The 16,398-nt window shown below is 72.3% G+C and carries 15 protein-coding genes and 1 pseudogene; 7 read left to right on the forward strand and 9 right to left on the reverse strand.

What is annotated here, in order from left to right; genetic code table 11:
* Positions 1-198 (reverse strand): annotated as a pseudogene (locus tag FB457_RS34400) (sugar ABC transporter substrate-binding protein); the annotation flags it as partial.
* 252 nt (positions 199-450) lie between these two features.
* On the opposite strand from FB457_RS34400, the gene FB457_RS34405 reads away from it, so the two are divergent.
* From FB457_RS34405 to FB457_RS34420, 3 genes are all read left to right on the forward strand, one after another.
* Entirely contained in the window at positions 451-1,251 is an 801-nt protein-coding gene (locus FB457_RS34405) for a DeoR/GlpR family DNA-binding transcription regulator (RefSeq protein WP_047014237.1), read from the forward strand.
* 336 nt (positions 1,252-1,587) lie between these two features.
* Entirely contained in the window at positions 1,588-2,166 is a 579-nt protein-coding gene (locus FB457_RS34415; protein WP_078898096.1) for a hypothetical protein, read from the forward strand.
* Entirely contained in the window at positions 2,163-2,411 is a 249-nt protein-coding gene (locus tag FB457_RS34420) for a hypothetical protein (RefSeq protein ID WP_052770179.1), read from the forward strand. The genes FB457_RS34415 and FB457_RS34420 overlap by 4 nt, the downstream gene beginning before the upstream one ends.
* A 749-nt stretch (positions 2,412-3,160) precedes the next feature.
* Here FB457_RS34420 and FB457_RS34425 read toward each other — a convergent pair.
* From FB457_RS34425 to FB457_RS34450, 6 genes are read right to left on the reverse strand one after another with little or no spacing between them, the layout of a single operon-like run.
* The gene (locus FB457_RS34425) at positions 3,161-4,033 is read right to left on the reverse strand and encodes an urease accessory protein UreD (protein ID WP_145784622.1); all 873 of its coding nucleotides are present in this window, start codon (positions 4,031-4,033) and stop codon (positions 3,161-3,163) included.
* Positions 4,018-4,749: an urease accessory protein UreG gene (gene ureG, locus FB457_RS34430; RefSeq protein ID WP_047014236.1), complete on the reverse strand. Its 732-nt coding sequence runs from the start codon at positions 4,747-4,749 to the stop codon at positions 4,018-4,020. Before ureG ends, FB457_RS34425 begins: the two co-directional genes overlap by 16 nt.
* A 49-nt stretch (positions 4,750-4,798) precedes the next feature.
* A complete protein-coding gene (locus FB457_RS34435) occupies positions 4,799-5,500 on the reverse strand; it encodes an urease accessory UreF family protein (RefSeq protein WP_145784624.1) in 702 nt (233 codons plus the stop codon).
* Positions 5,501-5,503: 3 nt separating this feature from the next.
* Complete coding sequence (locus tag FB457_RS34440) at positions 5,504-7,225, reverse strand: urease subunit alpha (protein ID WP_145784626.1); 1,722 nt, start codon at positions 7,223-7,225, stop codon at positions 5,504-5,506.
* Positions 7,218-7,529, reverse strand: a complete 312-nt coding sequence (locus FB457_RS34445; protein WP_047014233.1) for an urease subunit beta — start codon at positions 7,527-7,529, stop codon at positions 7,218-7,220. The genes FB457_RS34440 and FB457_RS34445 overlap by 8 nt, the downstream gene beginning before the upstream one ends.
* Before the next feature lie 15 nt (positions 7,530-7,544).
* Positions 7,545-7,847: an urease subunit gamma gene (locus tag FB457_RS34450; RefSeq protein ID WP_047014232.1), complete on the reverse strand. Its 303-nt coding sequence runs from the start codon at positions 7,845-7,847 to the stop codon at positions 7,545-7,547.
* A 301-nt stretch (positions 7,848-8,148) separates the two neighbouring features.
* Between FB457_RS34450 and FB457_RS34455 the strand changes: the two genes are divergently transcribed.
* Both FB457_RS34455 and FB457_RS34460 read left to right on the forward strand, forming a co-directional pair.
* Positions 8,149-11,379 carry a family 78 glycoside hydrolase catalytic domain gene (locus FB457_RS34455; protein WP_347615721.1) on the forward strand — a complete coding sequence of 1,077 codons (3,231 nt, stop codon included), beginning with the start codon at positions 8,149-8,151 and terminating at the stop codon, positions 11,377-11,379.
* Positions 11,380-11,659: 280 nt separating this feature from the next.
* Positions 11,660-12,667 (forward strand): ADP-ribosylglycohydrolase family protein, encoded by a 1,008-nt coding sequence (locus FB457_RS34460; protein ID WP_145784628.1) that lies wholly within the window; start codon positions 11,660-11,662, stop codon positions 12,665-12,667.
* 337 nt (positions 12,668-13,004) lie between these two features.
* Here the strand turns inward: FB457_RS34460 and FB457_RS34465 are convergent, their stop codons facing one another.
* Together FB457_RS34465 and FB457_RS34470 are read right to left on the reverse strand one after the other, a co-directional pair.
* Complete coding sequence (locus FB457_RS34465) at positions 13,005-13,301, reverse strand: hypothetical protein (protein WP_047014230.1); 297 nt, start codon at positions 13,299-13,301, stop codon at positions 13,005-13,007.
* Between the two features lie 292 nt (positions 13,302-13,593).
* A complete protein-coding gene (locus FB457_RS34470) occupies positions 13,594-13,815 on the reverse strand; it encodes a DUF6458 family protein (protein WP_047014229.1) in 222 nt (73 codons plus the stop codon).
* A 415-nt stretch (positions 13,816-14,230) separates the two neighbouring features.
* Between FB457_RS34470 and FB457_RS34475 the strand changes: the two genes are divergently transcribed.
* Together FB457_RS34475 and FB457_RS34480 are read left to right on the forward strand one after the other, a co-directional pair.
* Positions 14,231-14,986: a (5-formylfuran-3-yl)methyl phosphate synthase gene (locus FB457_RS34475; RefSeq protein ID WP_047014228.1), complete on the forward strand. Its 756-nt coding sequence runs from the start codon at positions 14,231-14,233 to the stop codon at positions 14,984-14,986.
* An 8-nt stretch (positions 14,987-14,994) separates the two neighbouring features.
* Positions 14,995-16,398, forward strand: a complete 1,404-nt coding sequence (locus tag FB457_RS34480) for an aldehyde dehydrogenase family protein (RefSeq protein WP_145784630.1) — start codon at positions 14,995-14,997, stop codon at positions 16,396-16,398.

Below are 16,398 nucleotides of genomic sequence, written 5' to 3' on the forward strand. Positions count from 1 at the left end.
CGCCTCGAAACGCTTGACCACGTCATCCCAGTACACCTTCGACGCGTTCGACGCCTTATCCCCGTAATCCGCCGCCACCAACTTGATCGTGGTGGCACCGCCGTCACCGTCGCCGCCGCCCCCGTCGTCACCGCAAGCCGTGAGGCCCAGCGCACCGACAGCGCAGACCGTGAGGATCCTGATCGTGCTCTTGCGCATCTCTGACGCCACCTTCGTGGGAAGACTCTCGAGCGGATGCTTGAAGTTGATTGAATCTGGTGCTCTCAGAGCAGTATCGCGCACCCTGTGTGGCGTGAGTATGCATCCAGAGATGCTCCTCGTCCAGATGTCACCCCGAACTGTGACCTGACGGACCTACGACGGCTCGGTCGAGGGGGCCACGATGCGTGATCGTGCACTTGCGCAGAGGGCTACGATGCTCGGCGGACTGTCGCGAGAAGGGGCGGTGGGATGTCCAAGCACGACCGGTGGAGCAGGCTGTTGCAGCACCTGGCCGAGAACGGGCGGCTCGAGGTGGAGGAGGCTGCATCGGTGCTGGAGGTCTCGGCGGCGACGATCCGCCGAGACCTCGACGAGCTGGCTGAGCAGCAGTTGCTCGTGCGTACCCGGGGCGGAGCGATCGCCCATGGGGTGTCTTACGAACTGCCGCTCCGCTACCGGTCCGTGCACAACGCCGCGGAGAAGCGCCGTATCGCGGAGGCGGTCGCCGATCAGATCGGCCAGGGGATAGTGGTCGGCATCAATGGTGGTACGACCACGACCGAGGTGGCCCGCGCACTGATCATCCGGGCAGCGGGAGACGGCGCCGAGCAGGTTGCGGGCACGCCGGCGCCCAGCGTGACCCTGGTGACGAATGCCCTGAACATCGCGAGCGAAGCGGCGGTCCGGCCGCAGATCAAGTTGGTGCTGACCGGCGGCGTCGCGCGTCCCCAGACATACGAACTCGTCGGCCCACTGGCCAGCGGCGTCATGAGCGACGTGGCGCTCGATGTCGCGATCCTCGGCGTCGACGGTGTGGACTCAAGTCTGGGACTGATGACTCATCACGAGGAAGAGGCGAGCATCAGCCGCCTGTTCGCCGAACGCGCCCACCGGGTGATCGTGGCTGCCGACTCCTCAAAGCTGGGGCGACGGGCGTTCGCGAGGATCTGCGGCCTGGACCGCATCGACGTCCTGGTGACCGACTCAGCCGCCTCGGGCGACATGATCGCTCGCCTCACCGACGCCGGGATCGAAGTGATCAGCGTGTGAGACAGCGGCGCGGTCACAGCGATTCGAGCCGCGCCGCACGCGTCGGACTTCGCCATCGGTCGGCTATCGACGCGGCTGACGGGGCCAAGTTCCGCGTGGTCAGGACCAGCAGATAACCGTCGGGGTCCTGGACCGTCACGCCCCAGGTGTCCCAGTACGGATCCCCATGGAGCAGATCAAAGCGGGCCGGCCGCCGGGCCCGGCCGCTGCCGTGATCGACGTCGCCAGCGGCACCACGCTCGTCTGGACCGACGCCACCGTGACGGTACGCCTGACCGGCTTCCCGCGCCCACCGGCATCGAGGCAGGCGCCGCCGGGGGCCGGCTCCACTACGACGTGGCACTGGCCCCCGGCGACGTGTGGGACGCCGACCTCGTGTGCACCGCCGAGGACGCCGAGGGCGAGCCGTTCCCCGCCACGGCCCCCGGCAGCCCACCCTGGCGCACCCCCCGGGTACGCAGCGCCGACCGCCGGCTCGACGCCTGGCTCGACCGGTCCCCCGCCGACCTCGAACGGCTCCTGCTGGCCGACCTCCGGCGCCCCGACGACCTCTTCCTCGCGGCCGGAGCCCCCTGGTTCGCCACGCTCTTCGGCCGCGACTCGCTGTGGGCCGTGCGGATGCTGCTGCCGCTCGGCACCCGGCTCGCCGCGAGCACGCTGCGGATCCTGGCCCACCGCCAGGGCACCGTCACCGACCCGGCCACCCAGGAGCAGCCGGGCAAGATCCTCCACGAGGTACGCCGCGCGGGCCTGCGCCTGTCCGGCAAGTCCGCGACGCTGCCGCCCGTGTACTACGGCACGGTCGACGCCACCCCGCTGTGGGTGACCCTGCTGCACGACGCCCGGCGCTGGGGTCTGGACCCGGCCGAGGTCGAGGCGCTGCTGCCGCACGCGAGCGGGCCCTGGCCTGGATGAGCGAGTACGGCGACGCCGACGGCTTCCTGGAGCACGTCGACACCACCGGCGCGGGCCTGGCCAACCAGGGCTGGAAGGACTCCCGCGACGGCATCCAGTACCACGACGGCCGGCTCGCGGAGCCGCCGATCGCCCTGTGCGAGGTACAGGGCTACGCCTACGAGGCCGCCCGCGGCGGAGCCGCGCTGCTGCGCGCCTTCGGCCGGCCGGGCGCGGACCGCTGGGGGCATGGGCGGAGCGCCTGAAGTCCCGGTTCCGCGAGGCATTCCGGGTCGAGGACGCCCGCGGCCTGTACCCCGCCGTCGCCCTGGACCGCGACAAGCGCCCCGTCGACTCGGTGACCTCAGGCTTCGGACATCTGCTGGGCACCGGCCTGCTGGAACCGGACGAGAGCGCGCTGCTCGCCGAGCGGCTCGCCGGCAGCGACCTCGACTCGGGCTTCGGACTGCGCACGCTCAGCAGCGACTCCGGCGGCTACAACCCGTTCGGCCACCACATCGGCTCGGTCTGCCGCACGACACGGCCACCGCCGTCCACGGCCTGGTCCGCGCCGGCTTCCCGGAGCCCGCGGCCGCCCTGGCCACCGGCCTGCTCCACGCATCCCGGGACTTCGGCGCCCGGCTGCCGGAACTGTTCGCCGGCTACGGCACCGACTCCGGCAGCCGTCCGGCCCCGTACCCGGCGGCCTGCCGCCCGCAGGCGTGGGCAGCGGCGTCCGCGGTCCTGGTCCTGCAGTCGCTACTGGGCCTCACCCCCGACGCTCCCCACGCCACACTGACGATCTCCCCGCAGGTCCCCCGAGCCCTCCTCCCTCTCCGCGCCACGGGCCTCGAACTCGCCGGCGCCCCCTTGGAGATCGCCCTGTCCGCCGACGGCACCCCGACGATCCAGACGCCTCCAGGCATCACGGTCCAGACCGCGGGATGAACCGGCACAGCCCGGGCGTTTTCGGCACGCGGGCCACCCGCCATGACACCACCTTCTGTCGCACCCTTCAGGGCTTTCGACCGCGGTAGGTGGCCCGCGCTTGGGCGTCGTCCAGCAGGGTGCGGAGGATCTGGGCGTCCGGGGCCACGGCGGTGGCGAGGGTACCGGGGCCAGGCAGTGGGGTGAGGACGGCGCGGCCGGGGGCGAGGACGCATGGCCCGGCCGGAGCGTCGTGGAACTCGGGTGCGACGGTGAGCAGTTGTCCCGCAGCGAGGTTGTCCGCGAGCACGGCGGGGCCGTCCCATGCAGGGGCGCCGGGGCCGTAGTCGGTGGTCTGGTCGAGGAGCGGGCGGCCCCCGCTGCGTACCGTGAGGCGTGAGACGAGCCGGCCGGGCGGTTCACCGGCGCGGCCGAGCACCTGCTCCTCGCGGAACACCAGGCGGGCGGTAGGGGCGAGGTCGACGCGGTAGGTCACGTGGAGTCGGCTGCCGCGCACGGAGACCATCGGCTCGGGCAGCCAGCGCAGCACGGCGCCGTCGCCGACGGTGAGGCGCACGTCGTAGCGGGCGGTCTCGCCGGCGGTGCCCGGCATCGCCAGGGTCGCGGCGGCGCTGGTGACGCTCAGGGCGGCACCGGCCTCGACACGCACGTCGAGCCCCAGCCGGTCGCCGCCGAGTGGCCCGGCCATCGCCCCGACCAGGCACACCCGCGCCTCCCCGGCGCCCGCCCGGATCCGGCGCAGGGCGAGCGGTCCGTCCCCGGCCAGCTCCGGCAGGGCGGTGCCGCCGCGCCCGTCGGGGGCGGCGGTGATACGGGCACGGGCGCGGACTTCGCCGGCGGGCACGCGCGCGGCGGACCGGCGGGGGCCGGGCGGGCGCTGGGCCGGACCGTCCGTACGGTCGGCGTGTGCGGCCCCGGGGTCCGTCATGCCGTACGCCATGCGGCGACGCGCTCGCGGAGCCAGTCCGCGACCGGCCGCACGCCGCCCTCCCGCGCCAGAGAGGTGAACACGACCGGTTTCTCGCCGCGCTGGGTCCGCGCGTCGCGCGCCATGCGCCGGAGGTCGGAGCCGACGTGGGGGGCGAGGTCTACCTTGTTGACGACGAGCAGGTCGGCCATGGTGACGCCGGGCCCGCCCTTGCGGGGGATGTCGTCGCCCCCCGCGACGTCGATGACGAAGAGCTGCACGTCGGCCAGGCCGCGGGAGAAGGTGGCCGTGAGGTTGTCGCCGCCGGACTCCACCAGGACCACGTCGAGGGGCCCCACCGTCGCCTCCAGTTCCTCGACGGCCTCGACGTTGGCGGAGATGTCGTCGCGGATGGCGGTGTGCGGGCAGGCGCCGGTCTGGACCGCGGTGATCCGCTCGGGCGGCAGTACGGCCTCGCGGAGCAGGAACTCGGCGTCCTCGCGGGTGTAGATGTCGTTGGTGACGACGGCCAGCGCCAGCTCGTCGCGCATCAGCCGACACAGCGCGGCCACGATGGCGGTCTTGCCGGAGCCCACCGGACCGCCGAGCCCGACCCGCAGGGCGCGGCGTGGGGTCGCGCGGATGGCGCTCCCTGCCGGCCCTGCCGGCGCCGGGAGTGTGCCGAGGCGGCGCGCGGCGGTGCCGTAGGAGTAGCGCTGCGGAGTGGTCTCCGGGTGGTCGCGGTGCATGCCGTCTCCCTGGGTTCTCACGAGCTCGGCCGGGTCGGCCGGGGTCTGCCTACGAGGCGAAGAGCCGTGCCGCCCGGACGGCGTGCTCCTCCGCGGCGATGTCGAGGAGCGGGGCGCCCGCCGCGGGCAGAAGGGCCCCTACTTCGGCTCGGCCCGCGGCGGCCGCACGTACACCCGCCGCCGTGGCCCGCGCGGCGACGTCGTCCAGTTCCGGGGCGAGGCGGGCGAGGACGGCGGTGGCCTCGAAGGGGTCGAGGCCGAGGAGCCGTACGGTCGCGGTCGCCGGCCCGGAGACCGCCTCGTACGCGGCCGCGTGTGCGGCGTCGCCGGGTCCGAGGCCCGCGGCCCGCGCGGCGAGGCCCAGGACGACGGGCTGGTGGACGCCGCGAGGGCGGGCCTCGGCGAGGGCGTCCAGCTCCGCGTTCGGCCAGGCGGCGCGGGCGGCTCGCAGCAGTTGGCGGCCCAGCTTGCGGGCGGTGGCGCGCAGGGCGGGGGAGGGGGTGCAGGCGTCGGCCGCCTCGTCGAGGCGGAGCGGGTCGGCTCCGGCGCAGGCGGCGGCGGCCAGGGCGGCGGAGGTGAGCCCGGCGGTGTGCAGCCGGCCGCGGCAGTACGCCGCCAGCCCCACGGCGTCCGTGATCCGCCCGGCGGCGACGGCCTCTTCGGCGCCGCCGGAGTGGGCGTGGCCGCCGGCGGGGAAGCGGCCGTCGGCGAGTACGAGCAGCGCGGCGCGGATGGCGGGCGGGGGCGGCATGGCTCAGAACAGGAAGTAGCGCTGGGCCATCGGCAGCTCCGCCGCAGGGGCTGGCTCGACCACGTCGCCGTCGATGGTCACGGTGAAGGTGTCGGCGTCGACCCGTACGTCCGGTGTCGCGTCGTTCAGCCGCATGTCCGCCTTGGTCAGCGACCGCGTGGAGCTGGCCGCGACCATCGGCTTGCCCAGCCCGAGGCGGTCGCGGAGGTGACCGTCCAGCGCGAGCGGGGAGACGAAGGAGACGGAGTTGGCGTGCGGGGCGCGGCCGGCGGCGCCGTACATGGGGCGCGGCAGGACCGGCTGCGGGGTGGGGATGGAGGCGTTGGCGTCGCCCATCTGCGCGTACGCGATCTGGCCGCCCTTGATCACCAGATGCGGCTTGACGCCGAAGAACGCCGGGTCCCACAGGACGAGGTCGGCGAGCTTGCCGGGCTCGACGGAGCCGATCTCGTGGTCGACGCCGTTGGCGACGGCGGGGTTGACCGTGTACTTCGCGACGTACCTGCGCGCCCGCAGGTTGTCGGCGCGGCCGTCGCCGGGCAGTGCACCGCGCCGTTTCTTCATCACGTGTGCGGTCTGCCAGGTGCGCAGCACCACCTCGCCGATGCGGCCCATGGCCTGGGAGTCGGAGGAGATGACGGAGATGGCGCCGAGGTCGTGCAGGACGTCCTCCGCGGCGATCGTCGTGGGCCGGATGCGGGACTCGGCGAAAGCCAGGTCCTCGGGCACGGCAGGGTTCAGGTGGTGGCAGACCATCAGCATGTCGAGGTGCTCCTCGACGGTGTTGACGGTGTGCGGGCGGGTCGGGTTGGTGGAGCTGGGCAGGACGTGGGGGGAGGAGACGACGGTGATGATGTCGGGGGCGTGGCCTCCGCCGGCGCCCTCGGCGTGGTAGGCGTGGACGGTGCGGCCGGCGAGGGCGGCGAGGGTGTCGCCGACGAAGCCGGCCTCGTTGAGGGTGTCGCTGTGGAGGGCGAGCTGCGCGCCGGTCTCCTCGCAGACGGCGAGGCAGGCGTCGATGACGGCGGGGGTGGCCCCCCAGTCCTCGTGGATCTTGAAGCCGAGGGCACCGCCGCGCAGTTGGCTGCGCATCGCCTCACTGGAGACGGTGCTGCCCTTGCCCAGCAGGCCGACGTTGACGGGGACGCCGTCCATGGCCTCCAGCATCCGGGCCAGGTGCCACGGCCCGGGGGTGACGGTGGTGGCCTTGCTGCCCTCGGCGGGGCCCGTACCACCGCCGATGAGGGTGGTGACGCCCGAGGCGAGCGCCTCGTCGGCGAGCTGGGGGCAGATGAAGTGGACGTGGGCGTCGACGGCGCCCGCGGTGAGGATCTTGCCGTTGCCCGCGACGACTTCGGTCTCCGGGCCGATGACCAGCTCGGGGTGCACGCCGTCCATGGTGTCGGGGTTGCCCGCCTTGCCGAGCGCCGTGACGCGCCCGTCGCGGACACCGACGTCGGCCTTGACGATGCCCCAGTGGTCGAGAACGACGGCGCCGGTGATCACGGTGTCGGGGGTGCCGTCGGCGCGGGCGGCGCGGGAGACACCCATGGACTCGCGGATGACCTTGCCGCCGCCGAAGACCGCCTCGTCGCCCGCGCGCCCCGGGCCACCGGAGCGGTCCTCCTCGATCTCGATCAGCAGGTCGGTGTCGGCGAGCCGGATGCGGTCGCCGGTGGTCGGCCCGAAGAGGTCGGCGTACGCGGCCCGGGACAGCTCAGCCATCGAGCGCCCCGCCCGTCTCGCCGCGCAGCCCCGGCACCACGCGCCGGCCGGCGATCGGCACCAGTGCGACCTCCACGGGTACGCCCGGCTCGAAGCGCACGGAGGTGCCCGCGGCGATGCCGAGGCGCCTGCCGCGGGCGACGGCGCGGTCGAACTCCAGGCCCGGGTTGGCCTCGGCGAAGTGATAGTGGGAGCCGACCTGGACCGGCCGGTCGGCGGCGTTGAGCACGGTGAGCCGGACGACGTCCGCGCCCTCGTTGAGGCGGACGGCCCCGTCGCCGTAGCGGATCTCTCCCGGGATCATCACGCGGTCCTCCCGTCAGGCGATGGGGTCGTGGACGGTGACGAGCTTGGTGCCGTCCGGAAAGGTCGCCTCCACCTGCACGTCGCGCAGCATCTCGGGGATGCCGTCCATGACGTCGTCGCGGGTGAGGACCTTGCGGCCGGAGGCCATCAGGTCGGCGACGCTGCGGCCGTCGCGGGCGCCTTCCAGTACGTGGGAGGTGATGAGCGCGACCGCCTCCGGGTGGTTGAGCCGCAGGCCGCGCGTCCGGCGCTTCTCGGCGACGTCCGCGGCCACATGGATGAGCAGCCGCTCCTGCTCCCGGGGGGTCAGTCGCACGCGTCCCACCTGCCTTCCGGCTCGGCTCCCTCCGGGGCCGTCCCTGCCCGGAGTCCGGCCACGCTAGCCCGCGCTCTTTTCAGGCGCGTTACAGAGACCGCCGCCACCGATGCCGGGTCGTCGGGCCAACACCCGCTCTGCCGGGGTCCCTTGCTCACCGACGCCGCCGACTGAGGTGGGCCTGAGTGGACGTCTTCAGATTCCATGAATCGTGTCAGCGCATATTGACGCGGGATTTAAAGCGAAATACGGTTCCGCTGCACACATAAATTGAATCGTTTCAATAAATGAGGGGGCACCCATGAGACTTCGGAGAAGAAGACCCGGGCCCTGGCGCGCCGTCACCGTCGTGGCCGCGGTGCTCGCGTCGGTCGCCGCCCTCACCGCGCCGGCCGCGGGGACCACGGACGAGCAGGGAGTGTCCCGCGCGCCCGAGCGGCCGTCGGCGCCGACCGGGCTGCGGACGAACTCGCTGCCGGCTCCCACGGACGTGGACATCACCGGGACGGTCGAGTTCGGCTGGCAGTCGGCGCTGCGCCGGCAGGGCGCGTACAAGATCGAGGTGACGCGCGTCGGCGCGGGCCGCCCGGTGTGGGCGACCGGCAAGGTCGCATCCGCGCAGTCGTCGGCGGTGCGCTACGCCGGTCCCGCGCTCCGGGCGGGGGAGCGGTACCGGTGGCGCGTGCAGGTCTGGGATGACGACCGCCGGCCCTCCGGGTGGTCCGAGTCCGCCTCGTTCGGCACAGGTCCCGGCGCCGACTGGGGAAATTCGGCCCCCGTGTGGCCCCGCCCGCCCGCTGGTGAGAAGTGGACCGACTACCGCGTCGACCTGACGCTCACGGTCACCCGTACCGCGCTCGGCGTGCGCTTCCGGTCCCCGGACAAAAGGAACGGCTACATGTGGCAGTTCCGGGCGGCCGGCGCCGCCAACCCCAGCACCCTGGTGCCGCACATCCAGACCGACGGCACATTCCGTGCCGGCGCCCCGGTGCCGCTCGGGACGGAGTTGAAGACCGGCGCCGAGCACCGGGTCAGCATCGAAGCCGTCGGCTCCACCCTCACCACGTCGCTCGACGGCCGCGTCGTGGACCGCCGTACCGACACCACCTACGCCGAGGGCGTCATAGGCTTCCGCAACGGCGGCAGCGAGACGGGCGTCGTGGACGATGTCCGCGTCACCGACCTGACCGGCGACGGTGACGAGCTGTACCGCAACGACTTCGACGATCCCGCGGCAGGCTTCCCTTGCGGGACCGTCCAGGACGGAGCGCTCAGCCTCGGAACCGGAGTCGACTGCCTCAACGCCAACCTCGCCAACGACTGGGCGCTGTTCCGGGACGACTTCTCGCTCGCGCCGGGCAAGAAGGTCGCCTGGGCCACCGTCTTTGCCACCGGCTCCGCGTTCTCCAGCGCCAAGCAGTACGTGTACAAGATGTACCTGGACGGAGAGTTCGTCGGGCTCGGGCCGACGAGCCCGACCGGCGACGAGGTCCGCTACGACGGCTTCGACCTCACGGACCGGCTCCGCGAACGCGGCCCGCACACGCTCTCGGCGATCGCCTACGCCACCAAGGACCGGCGCTTCCAGGCCCACGTGATCGTGCGCTACACCGACGGCACCACCCAGACCCTCGGCACGGGAGCCGGCTGGCAGGCCAGGACCGGAAGCGACATCTGGACGTCGACGGAGAGCATCGGCACGAACTACTGGTACGCCCCCCGGGAAGACGTCACCATGGCCGCGTTCCCGGACGGGTTCAGGAAGCCGGGCTTCACCGGCCAGGGCTGGACCGCCCCCGAGGTCAAGGAGCCGTACGAGAAGCTCGCCCCCACACCGTTCGCGAAGGTCGAGGAGCAGACGCACGCCCCCCAGAAGATCGTCGATCTCGGCGGCGGCGACTACTTCGTCGACTTCGGCCGCACCTGGATGGGCGGCGTCCGGCTCACCCTGGACGGCCGGCAGGACCAGCAGGTCCGGCTGCGATTCGGTGAGGAACTGTCGGCTCCGCACACCGCCCGCTACCGGATGCGCACCGGCAACACGTACGAGGACGTGCTCACCCTCCGAGACGGCCGGCAGACCCTCGACACCTGGGGCATGCGCGTCTTCCGCTACCTGAACATCGTCGACTCACCCGTCCCGATCACGAAGGAGAACCTGAGCGCGCTCGCCATGGTCTACCCCTTCGACCGCGACGCGGCCGAGCTGACCTCCTCCGACCCCGATCTCGTCAGGGTCTGGCAGTTCACCAAGGACACCATCGAGACCGCCAACCAGAACTTCTTCACCGACTCCTGGACCCGCGAACGCACCAACTACGAGGCCGACGCCTACATCCAGCTTCTGTCCAACCTCCACCTCGCCGAGGACCCGACGCTCAGCCAGTACTCCATGGACTACTTCGAGGAGAACCGCACCTGGCCGACCGAATGGCCGATGTACGTGATCAGCGCCGTGTACGACACCTGGCAACGCACTGGATCCACCGCCCAGATCGAGCGCGCCTACGACACGCTCAAGCCGAAACTGCTCGACGAGGACTACGACCCGGCCACCGGCACCATCGTCCAGCGCGACGCCATCGTCGACTGGCCCGACAGCCAGCGCGACGGCTACCGGTTCACCGACCAGAACACCGTCCTCAACGCCCTCGCGTACAGCAACTACCGGCAGATGGAGACCATCGCCCGCGAACTCGGCCACACGAGCGACGCCGAGGAATTCCGGGCGAAGGCCCGGACGATCCGCGACGCCCTGAACACCAGGTTCTACGACCCGGGGCAGGGCGCCTACGACGACGGACTGGACAGGGACGACGTCCCGACCGGCCACCACGCGGTGCACGCGAGCGTCTTCCCGTCGGCGTTCGGGGTCCCGGACGACGCCGGCCGGCGCGGCGCAGTCGCGGACTACATCTCCTCCCGCGGCATGGCCTGCAGCGTCTACTGCTCCGGGTTCCTGCTGGAGGCCCTGTACGGCGCCGGCCACGGTCAGGACGCGCTCGACCTGCTGACCTCCACCGGCACGAACGGCTGGCTGCACATGCTCGACATCGGCGCCGGCGCCACCGGCGAAGCCTGGGACCCGGGCCAGAAGAGCAACATGACCTGGTCGCACCCCTGGGCGACGGCTCCCGCCTACGTCATCCCACGCGACATGTACGGCATCGAACCCACCTCGCCGGGCTACGCGACCTTCCAGGTCAAGCCCCAGACAGGCGACCAACGCTTCGGCTCCGTCACGCTCCCGACGGTCAAGGGCACGATCGCGGTCTCCTTCCACCGGTCCGGCGACCGGCAGGACCTCGGCGTCCAGGTGCCCGGCAACACCACCGGGACGGTCAGTGTGCCCGTACCCGAGGGCCACGAGGGAGCGGTGGTGTTCGTCGACGGCAGCCCCGTCCGGGGCGAACGCGACGGCGACCGCATCGCCGTCCGGGTGGACGCCGGCTGCCACGTCCTCAGCACCTCGGGGGCAGCGAGCGTGCGCAATGACGACCGGCTGACAGGCATCTGCCGGAAAGGGAACTGAAGCCTGCGCTGCTGCGCGGGAGCTTGGCGAGCCGGCCGGCTCCCGCGCGGCGCGCCCGACCGTTGTCGCGCTGAAGGGAGGCATCGAGGCCGCTTGCCGCCGCTCGTGCGCCCTTCTTCGCCGACTCCGCTTCGGGCCGGGAACTGGACGATGCGGGTGGCGCGGTGCTGGGCGTGTGGGGCGACGGGCTGGTCGCCGAGGGGCTGGGGGCGCGCCGCTGCCGGGGCTGCCCGGGCCTCCTAGGATCGGGGGACCGGAACAACGATGGGGTGGGTGCGGGATGACGCGTGCGACGGGGGCACTGCTGGGGCTGGCCATCGGGGATGCCATGGGCTTTCCCACGGAGTTCAGCACTTTCGCCCGGATCGAGGCGGAGTTCGGGGAGTGGCGTTCGCTGCCGCTGCCGGTCTCCTCGGGCACGGCGTACGTCACGGACGACACGCAGATGACGCTCGCGCTCGGCGAGGCGCTGCACACGGTGCTGGCCGGCGGGCCGCTTACCGCCGGGCGCATGGAACCGCCGGTGCGGGCGCACTTCCTGAGCTGGTATCACTCGCCGGAGAACAACCGGGCTCCCGGGGGGACGTGCCTGCGCGCGTGCGAGGCGCTGGAGCGGGGCGGTCCCTGGCAGCGGGCGAGCGTGGTGGGGTCCAAGGGCTGCGGGGCGAACATGCGGGTCGCGCCGATCGGCCTGGTCCCGGGGATGAGTGCTGAACAGCGCTCCGGCGCGGCCCAGTTGCAGTCGGGCCTCACCCACGGGCACCCCACCGCGCTGGCAGCCGGCGATGTGACCGCGCACACCGTCCACCTGCTGGTCCAGGGCACGGACCCGCAGGACCTGCTGCCGCTGCTGCGTGCCTACGCGGAGGCGAACCGGACGGTGTACCGGGCCGACTGGCTGGGCGATCTGGCCGAGCACGCCCAGGATGTGGACCGGGTCTCCTTCATCTCCCGTGGCTGGCAGGAGTGCCTGGCCGTCCTGGACCGGGTCGAGGCCGCGCTGCCGGACGCCGATCCGGACGCCGACCCCTGCCTGGCCACCGGCGAGGGGTGGATCGCCGAGGAGGCGTTCGCCACCGCGCTGTTCTGCTTCCTCCAGCACCCCGACGACCCGCCGGCCGCCGTGCGCCGCGGCGCCTACTCCGGCGGGGACTCCGACTCGATTGCCGCGCTGGCCGGGGCGTTCGCCGGCGCGTGCCACGGGGCGGCGGCCTGGCCGCCGGAATGGGTCGAGGTCATCGAGTACCGCGAGCGCCTGCTGGCGCTCGGTGCAGCCTGGGACCAGTAGCCACGCAGGAGCCGAGACCGCCGCGCCGAGACCGAGTATTTCAGTTGGCGGACGAGCGCCGTGGCTTTGAGGCGGGCATCCGCCGATGGCGAACCCGTCCACCTCGCCTCGGGTTCACCGCACGTGGCCACTTCACCGAGTACGCCATCACCGCCAGACCAGTCAGGAAACTCACCGGGAGGTGACCGGGCCGAGCAACGGCTTCGCGACGCACCTGCGGCAGCCGGGGCCACCGGCGTCCGGGCCCGGCGTGACCCCTAGCCGGAAGAGCGACCTGGGGAGCGCCGGGCCCGGAAGGGCGACGTCGAGAAACCGGTGCCGGTGGTGCCGGCCCCGCTCAGCGGCCGTTGCGCCGGCTACGGCGGAAGAGCAGGAAGACCAGCGCCAGCACCGCACCACCGACGGCGGTCGCCGCCGGCACCGGGCGCTTCTTCCCCGTACGGGCCGCCCGCTCGGCCACATGGCCCGCGCGCCCCGCGGCGTGACGCACCCGGTCCGGCGTCTTGTCGTCGACGACCCGTTTGACGTCCGCGGCCCCCTTCTGGGCCCGGTCTTTCACGCCCTCGACACCGCCACCCAGTCGGCCACGAGCCGTATCCACCTGCTCGCGCAACTTGCCCTGCGTGCTTGCCATGATGAATCGTCCTCTCCCTGATCTGTTCGAACGCTCGTCGGCCGTCCCCGGTGCCGGGAGGCCGGCGCCACAAGGTCACCGGATCCCGGGGTTGCGCCACGGGAGCGGCACGTCGGCCGTCCGGCAACGCTTCTCCTCCGCTGCCGGCGTGCGGCAGCAGACCCGCGGTGCGGATGAGGGTCACTCCCTCGCCCGGTGAGCTGGTCCGATGGCATAAGCGTCGTCTGCTTGTCCGTCATCGAGGGGCGGGTACCACGCCTCGGCGGATGTGAACACCGGTGGCCGTGCGCCGCTATTCGTAGTAGCGATGCCGCTCCTCGACGACCGCCTCGGTGGGAGGCGCGACCGCGCGGCGGCGGCGCTGCACGCTGGAGATGACGACAAGGCCGACGAAGCCGGCGAGCATCATGATCCAGCCCATCACCTGGACATCCAGACCGTTGACGTCCCAGTTGGTGGCAAAGGCGAGAATGCCACCCGCGGCCATCAGAAGAATGCTTCCGCCAAGTCCCATGAGGCTGACCTCCGTTCATGGCGATGAATGCGTTGCTGCCGCGTCCGGGTACCCCAACGACGGCGAGACACGCACCGTCGTCGCGTACCTGGGAGGGCTCCAGCAAGTTCGCCCAGGTGCCGTCCGACTCCAAGCGGGCGAACCGCTCGTCATGGCAAGGGGGTTCTGGCCCCGGTCCGTCCAAGAGGACCTCCGGAGAGGTGAGCTGTTCGCCAGCCGAACGAATCATCATCAATGGCATGGTTTACTCCGGTATGAACGGCGCGTGGGTGCGGGCCTGAACATCCTGGGTACTCTGTGCGCCCTCCCGGTTCCCGAGAGTGACGGAAATGATGAGCACACCGCACATCAGCCAGGCGAACCCCGGTCCCCTGCCCCTTGGCCGGGCGGAGGACTGGCGGCGAAGGAGGTCAGGGTGTTGCTTCTCATCTCCCCGGACGGTGTCGAGGAGGCTCTCGATTGCGCGAAAGCGGCGGAGCATCTCGACATCGTCGACGTCAAGAAGCCTGACGAGGGCTCCCTCGGCGCGAACTTCCCCTGGGTCATCAGGGAGATCCGCGACGCGGTCCCGGCGGACAAGCCGGTGTCCGCGACCGTGGGGGATGTCCCGTACAAGCCCGGCACGGTAGCCCAGGCTGCACTCGGCGCGGTCGTCTCCGGGGCCACGTACATCAAAGTCGGCCTCTACGGATGCACGACGCCTGATCAGGGCATCGAGGTCATGCGCGCGGTCGTCCGGGCAGTGAAGGACCACCGCCCGGACGCGCTCGTCGTCGCCTCGGGCTACGCCGACGCCCACCGGATCGGCTGCGTCAATCCGCTCGCCGTGCCCGACATCGCCGCCCGCTCCGGCGCCGACGCGGCCATGCTCGATACCGCAGTCAAGGACGGGACGCGGTTGTTCGACCACGTACTGCCGGACGTGTGTGCGGAGTTCGTCCGGCTGGCCCACGCGTCCGGCCGGCTCGCGGCTCTCGCGGGCAGTGTCACGCAGGCCGACCTCGGTCCGCTGACCCGCATCGGTACGGACATCGTGGGCGTGCGGGGAGCGGTCTGTGAGGGCGGTGACCGCAATACCGGAAGAATCCAGCCGCATCTGGTGGCCGCTTTCCGGGCGGAGATGGACCGGCACGCCGCAGAGCACACCGTCGGCGTCTCCTCCGTGCACTGAGGGCCGTCATGCCGACCTCTGAGGCCGCTCGCTTCCCCGGACGCCTGGCCATACGTTTCCCCGTCGTCGACCCGGCCACCGGGGAGGCTTTCGACGAAGCTCCCGATCAGCAGCCGGACGAGCTGGACGCCGTGGTCGACCGGGCCCACCGGGCCTGGCCCGGTTGGCGGGCCGACCCCGCCGCACGCACCGCTGCGTTGCGCATGGCGGCCGGCGCGGTGGAGGCGGCCGGCGATGACCTCGCACGGTTGCTCACCCGGGAACAGGGCAAACCCCTGGCCGAGTCGTACGCGGAGGTCGCCCGTACGGCGGCCCGCCTGCGTTACTTCGCCGACCTCGCCCCCAGAACCCGGCGGATCGTCGACGGCCGGCCGGTGAGCAGCGAGGTCCGCTGGCGATCGCTCGGGCCGGTGGCCGCGATCGTGCCGTGGAACTTTCCCCTCCAGCTCGCGGCGGCGAAGTTCGCTCCCGCGCTCGCGGCGGGCAACACCGTGGTCCTCAAACCGTCCCCGTTCACCCCCTTGGCCACCCGGCTGCTCGACTCCGTCCTTGCTACCGCCCTGCCCGAGGACGTCCTGACCGTCGTCACCGGCCGCGAACCCCTCGGTGCCCGTCTCGCCTCCCATCCGGGCATCCGCCACGTCACCTTCACCGGTTCGGTCTCCACCGGGCGGACCGTCGCCGAAGCGGCGGCGGCCTCACTCTCCCGGGTCACGTTGGAGCTGGGCGGCAACGACGCTGCCGTACTGCTGGACGACGTCGACGTGGACCGGATCGTGGACCGGCTGTTCTGGGCGGCCTTTCGCAACTGCGGGCAGGTCTGCATGGCGGTCAAACGCGTCTACGCCCCGGCCGGATTGCACGCCGAGGTCGTCGAAGCACTCGCGCAGCGCGCGAAGACCGTCACCGTCGGGGCCGGCCTCGACCCCGACGCCCGGCTGGGCCCGGTCAACAACGCCCCGCAGCTGGCCCGGATCGAGCAGGTCACCCAGCAGGCCCTCGCGGACGGTGCCCGGGCGGCGGCGGGCGGCCACCGGCTGGACGGGCCGGGCTACTTCTTCGCTCCCACGATCCTCACCGACGTGCCGCCCGGCGCTCCGGTGGTAACCGGGGAGCAGTTCGGACCGGTGCTGCCCGTGCTCCCGTACCGGAGCCTCGACGAAGCCGTCGACGCGGCCAACGGCACCGGCTTCGGACTGGGTGGCTCCGTGTGGGGTACCGATCTCGACCGGGCCGAGGCGGTGGCCGAGCGGCTCGAATGCGGCACGGCCTGGGTCAACCATCACGCCGAACTGTCCCTCGCCCAGCCCTTCGCGGGTGTCAAGGACAGCGGGGTCGGCGTCGCGGGCGGGCCGTGGGGGCTGTACGGCAACCTCCGGCCGTTCGTCGTCCACCGCCCGCAGGAGGCGTGA

It is taken from the genome of Streptomyces sp. CNZ287 (assembly GCF_007827615.1).

Bases quoted from the DNA above. Each gene is read 5' to 3' on its own strand.
- FB457_RS34405 (WP_047014237.1), top strand. From the start codon at position 451: ATGTCCAAGCACGACCGGTGGAGCAGGCTGTTGCAGCACCTGGCCGAG.
- FB457_RS34420 (WP_052770179.1), top strand. From the start codon at position 2,163: ATGAGCGAGTACGGCGACGCCGACGGCTTCCTGGAGCACGTCGACACC.
- FB457_RS34425 (WP_145784622.1), bottom strand. From the start codon at position 4,033: ATGGCGTACGGCATGACGGACCCCGGGGCCGCACACGCCGACCGTACG.
- ureG (WP_047014236.1), bottom strand. From the start codon at position 4,749: ATGCACCGCGACCACCCGGAGACCACTCCGCAGCGCTACTCCTACGGC.
- FB457_RS34435 (WP_145784624.1), bottom strand. From the start codon at position 5,500: ATGCCGCCCCCGCCCGCCATCCGCGCCGCGCTGCTCGTACTCGCCGAC.
- FB457_RS34440 (WP_145784626.1), bottom strand. From the start codon at position 7,225: ATGGCTGAGCTGTCCCGGGCCGCGTACGCCGACCTCTTCGGGCCGACC.
- FB457_RS34445 (WP_047014233.1), bottom strand. From the start codon at position 7,529: ATGATCCCGGGAGAGATCCGCTACGGCGACGGGGCCGTCCGCCTCAAC.
- FB457_RS34455 (WP_347615721.1), top strand. From the start codon at position 8,149: ATGAGACTTCGGAGAAGAAGACCCGGGCCCTGGCGCGCCGTCACCGTC.
- FB457_RS34460 (WP_145784628.1), top strand. From the start codon at position 11,660: ATGACGCGTGCGACGGGGGCACTGCTGGGGCTGGCCATCGGGGATGCC.
- FB457_RS34465 (WP_047014230.1), bottom strand. From the start codon at position 13,301: ATGGCAAGCACGCAGGGCAAGTTGCGCGAGCAGGTGGATACGGCTCGT.
- FB457_RS34470 (WP_047014229.1), bottom strand. From the start codon at position 13,815: ATGGGACTTGGCGGAAGCATTCTTCTGATGGCCGCGGGTGGCATTCTC.
- FB457_RS34480 (WP_145784630.1), top strand. From the start codon at position 14,995: ATGCCGACCTCTGAGGCCGCTCGCTTCCCCGGACGCCTGGCCATACGT.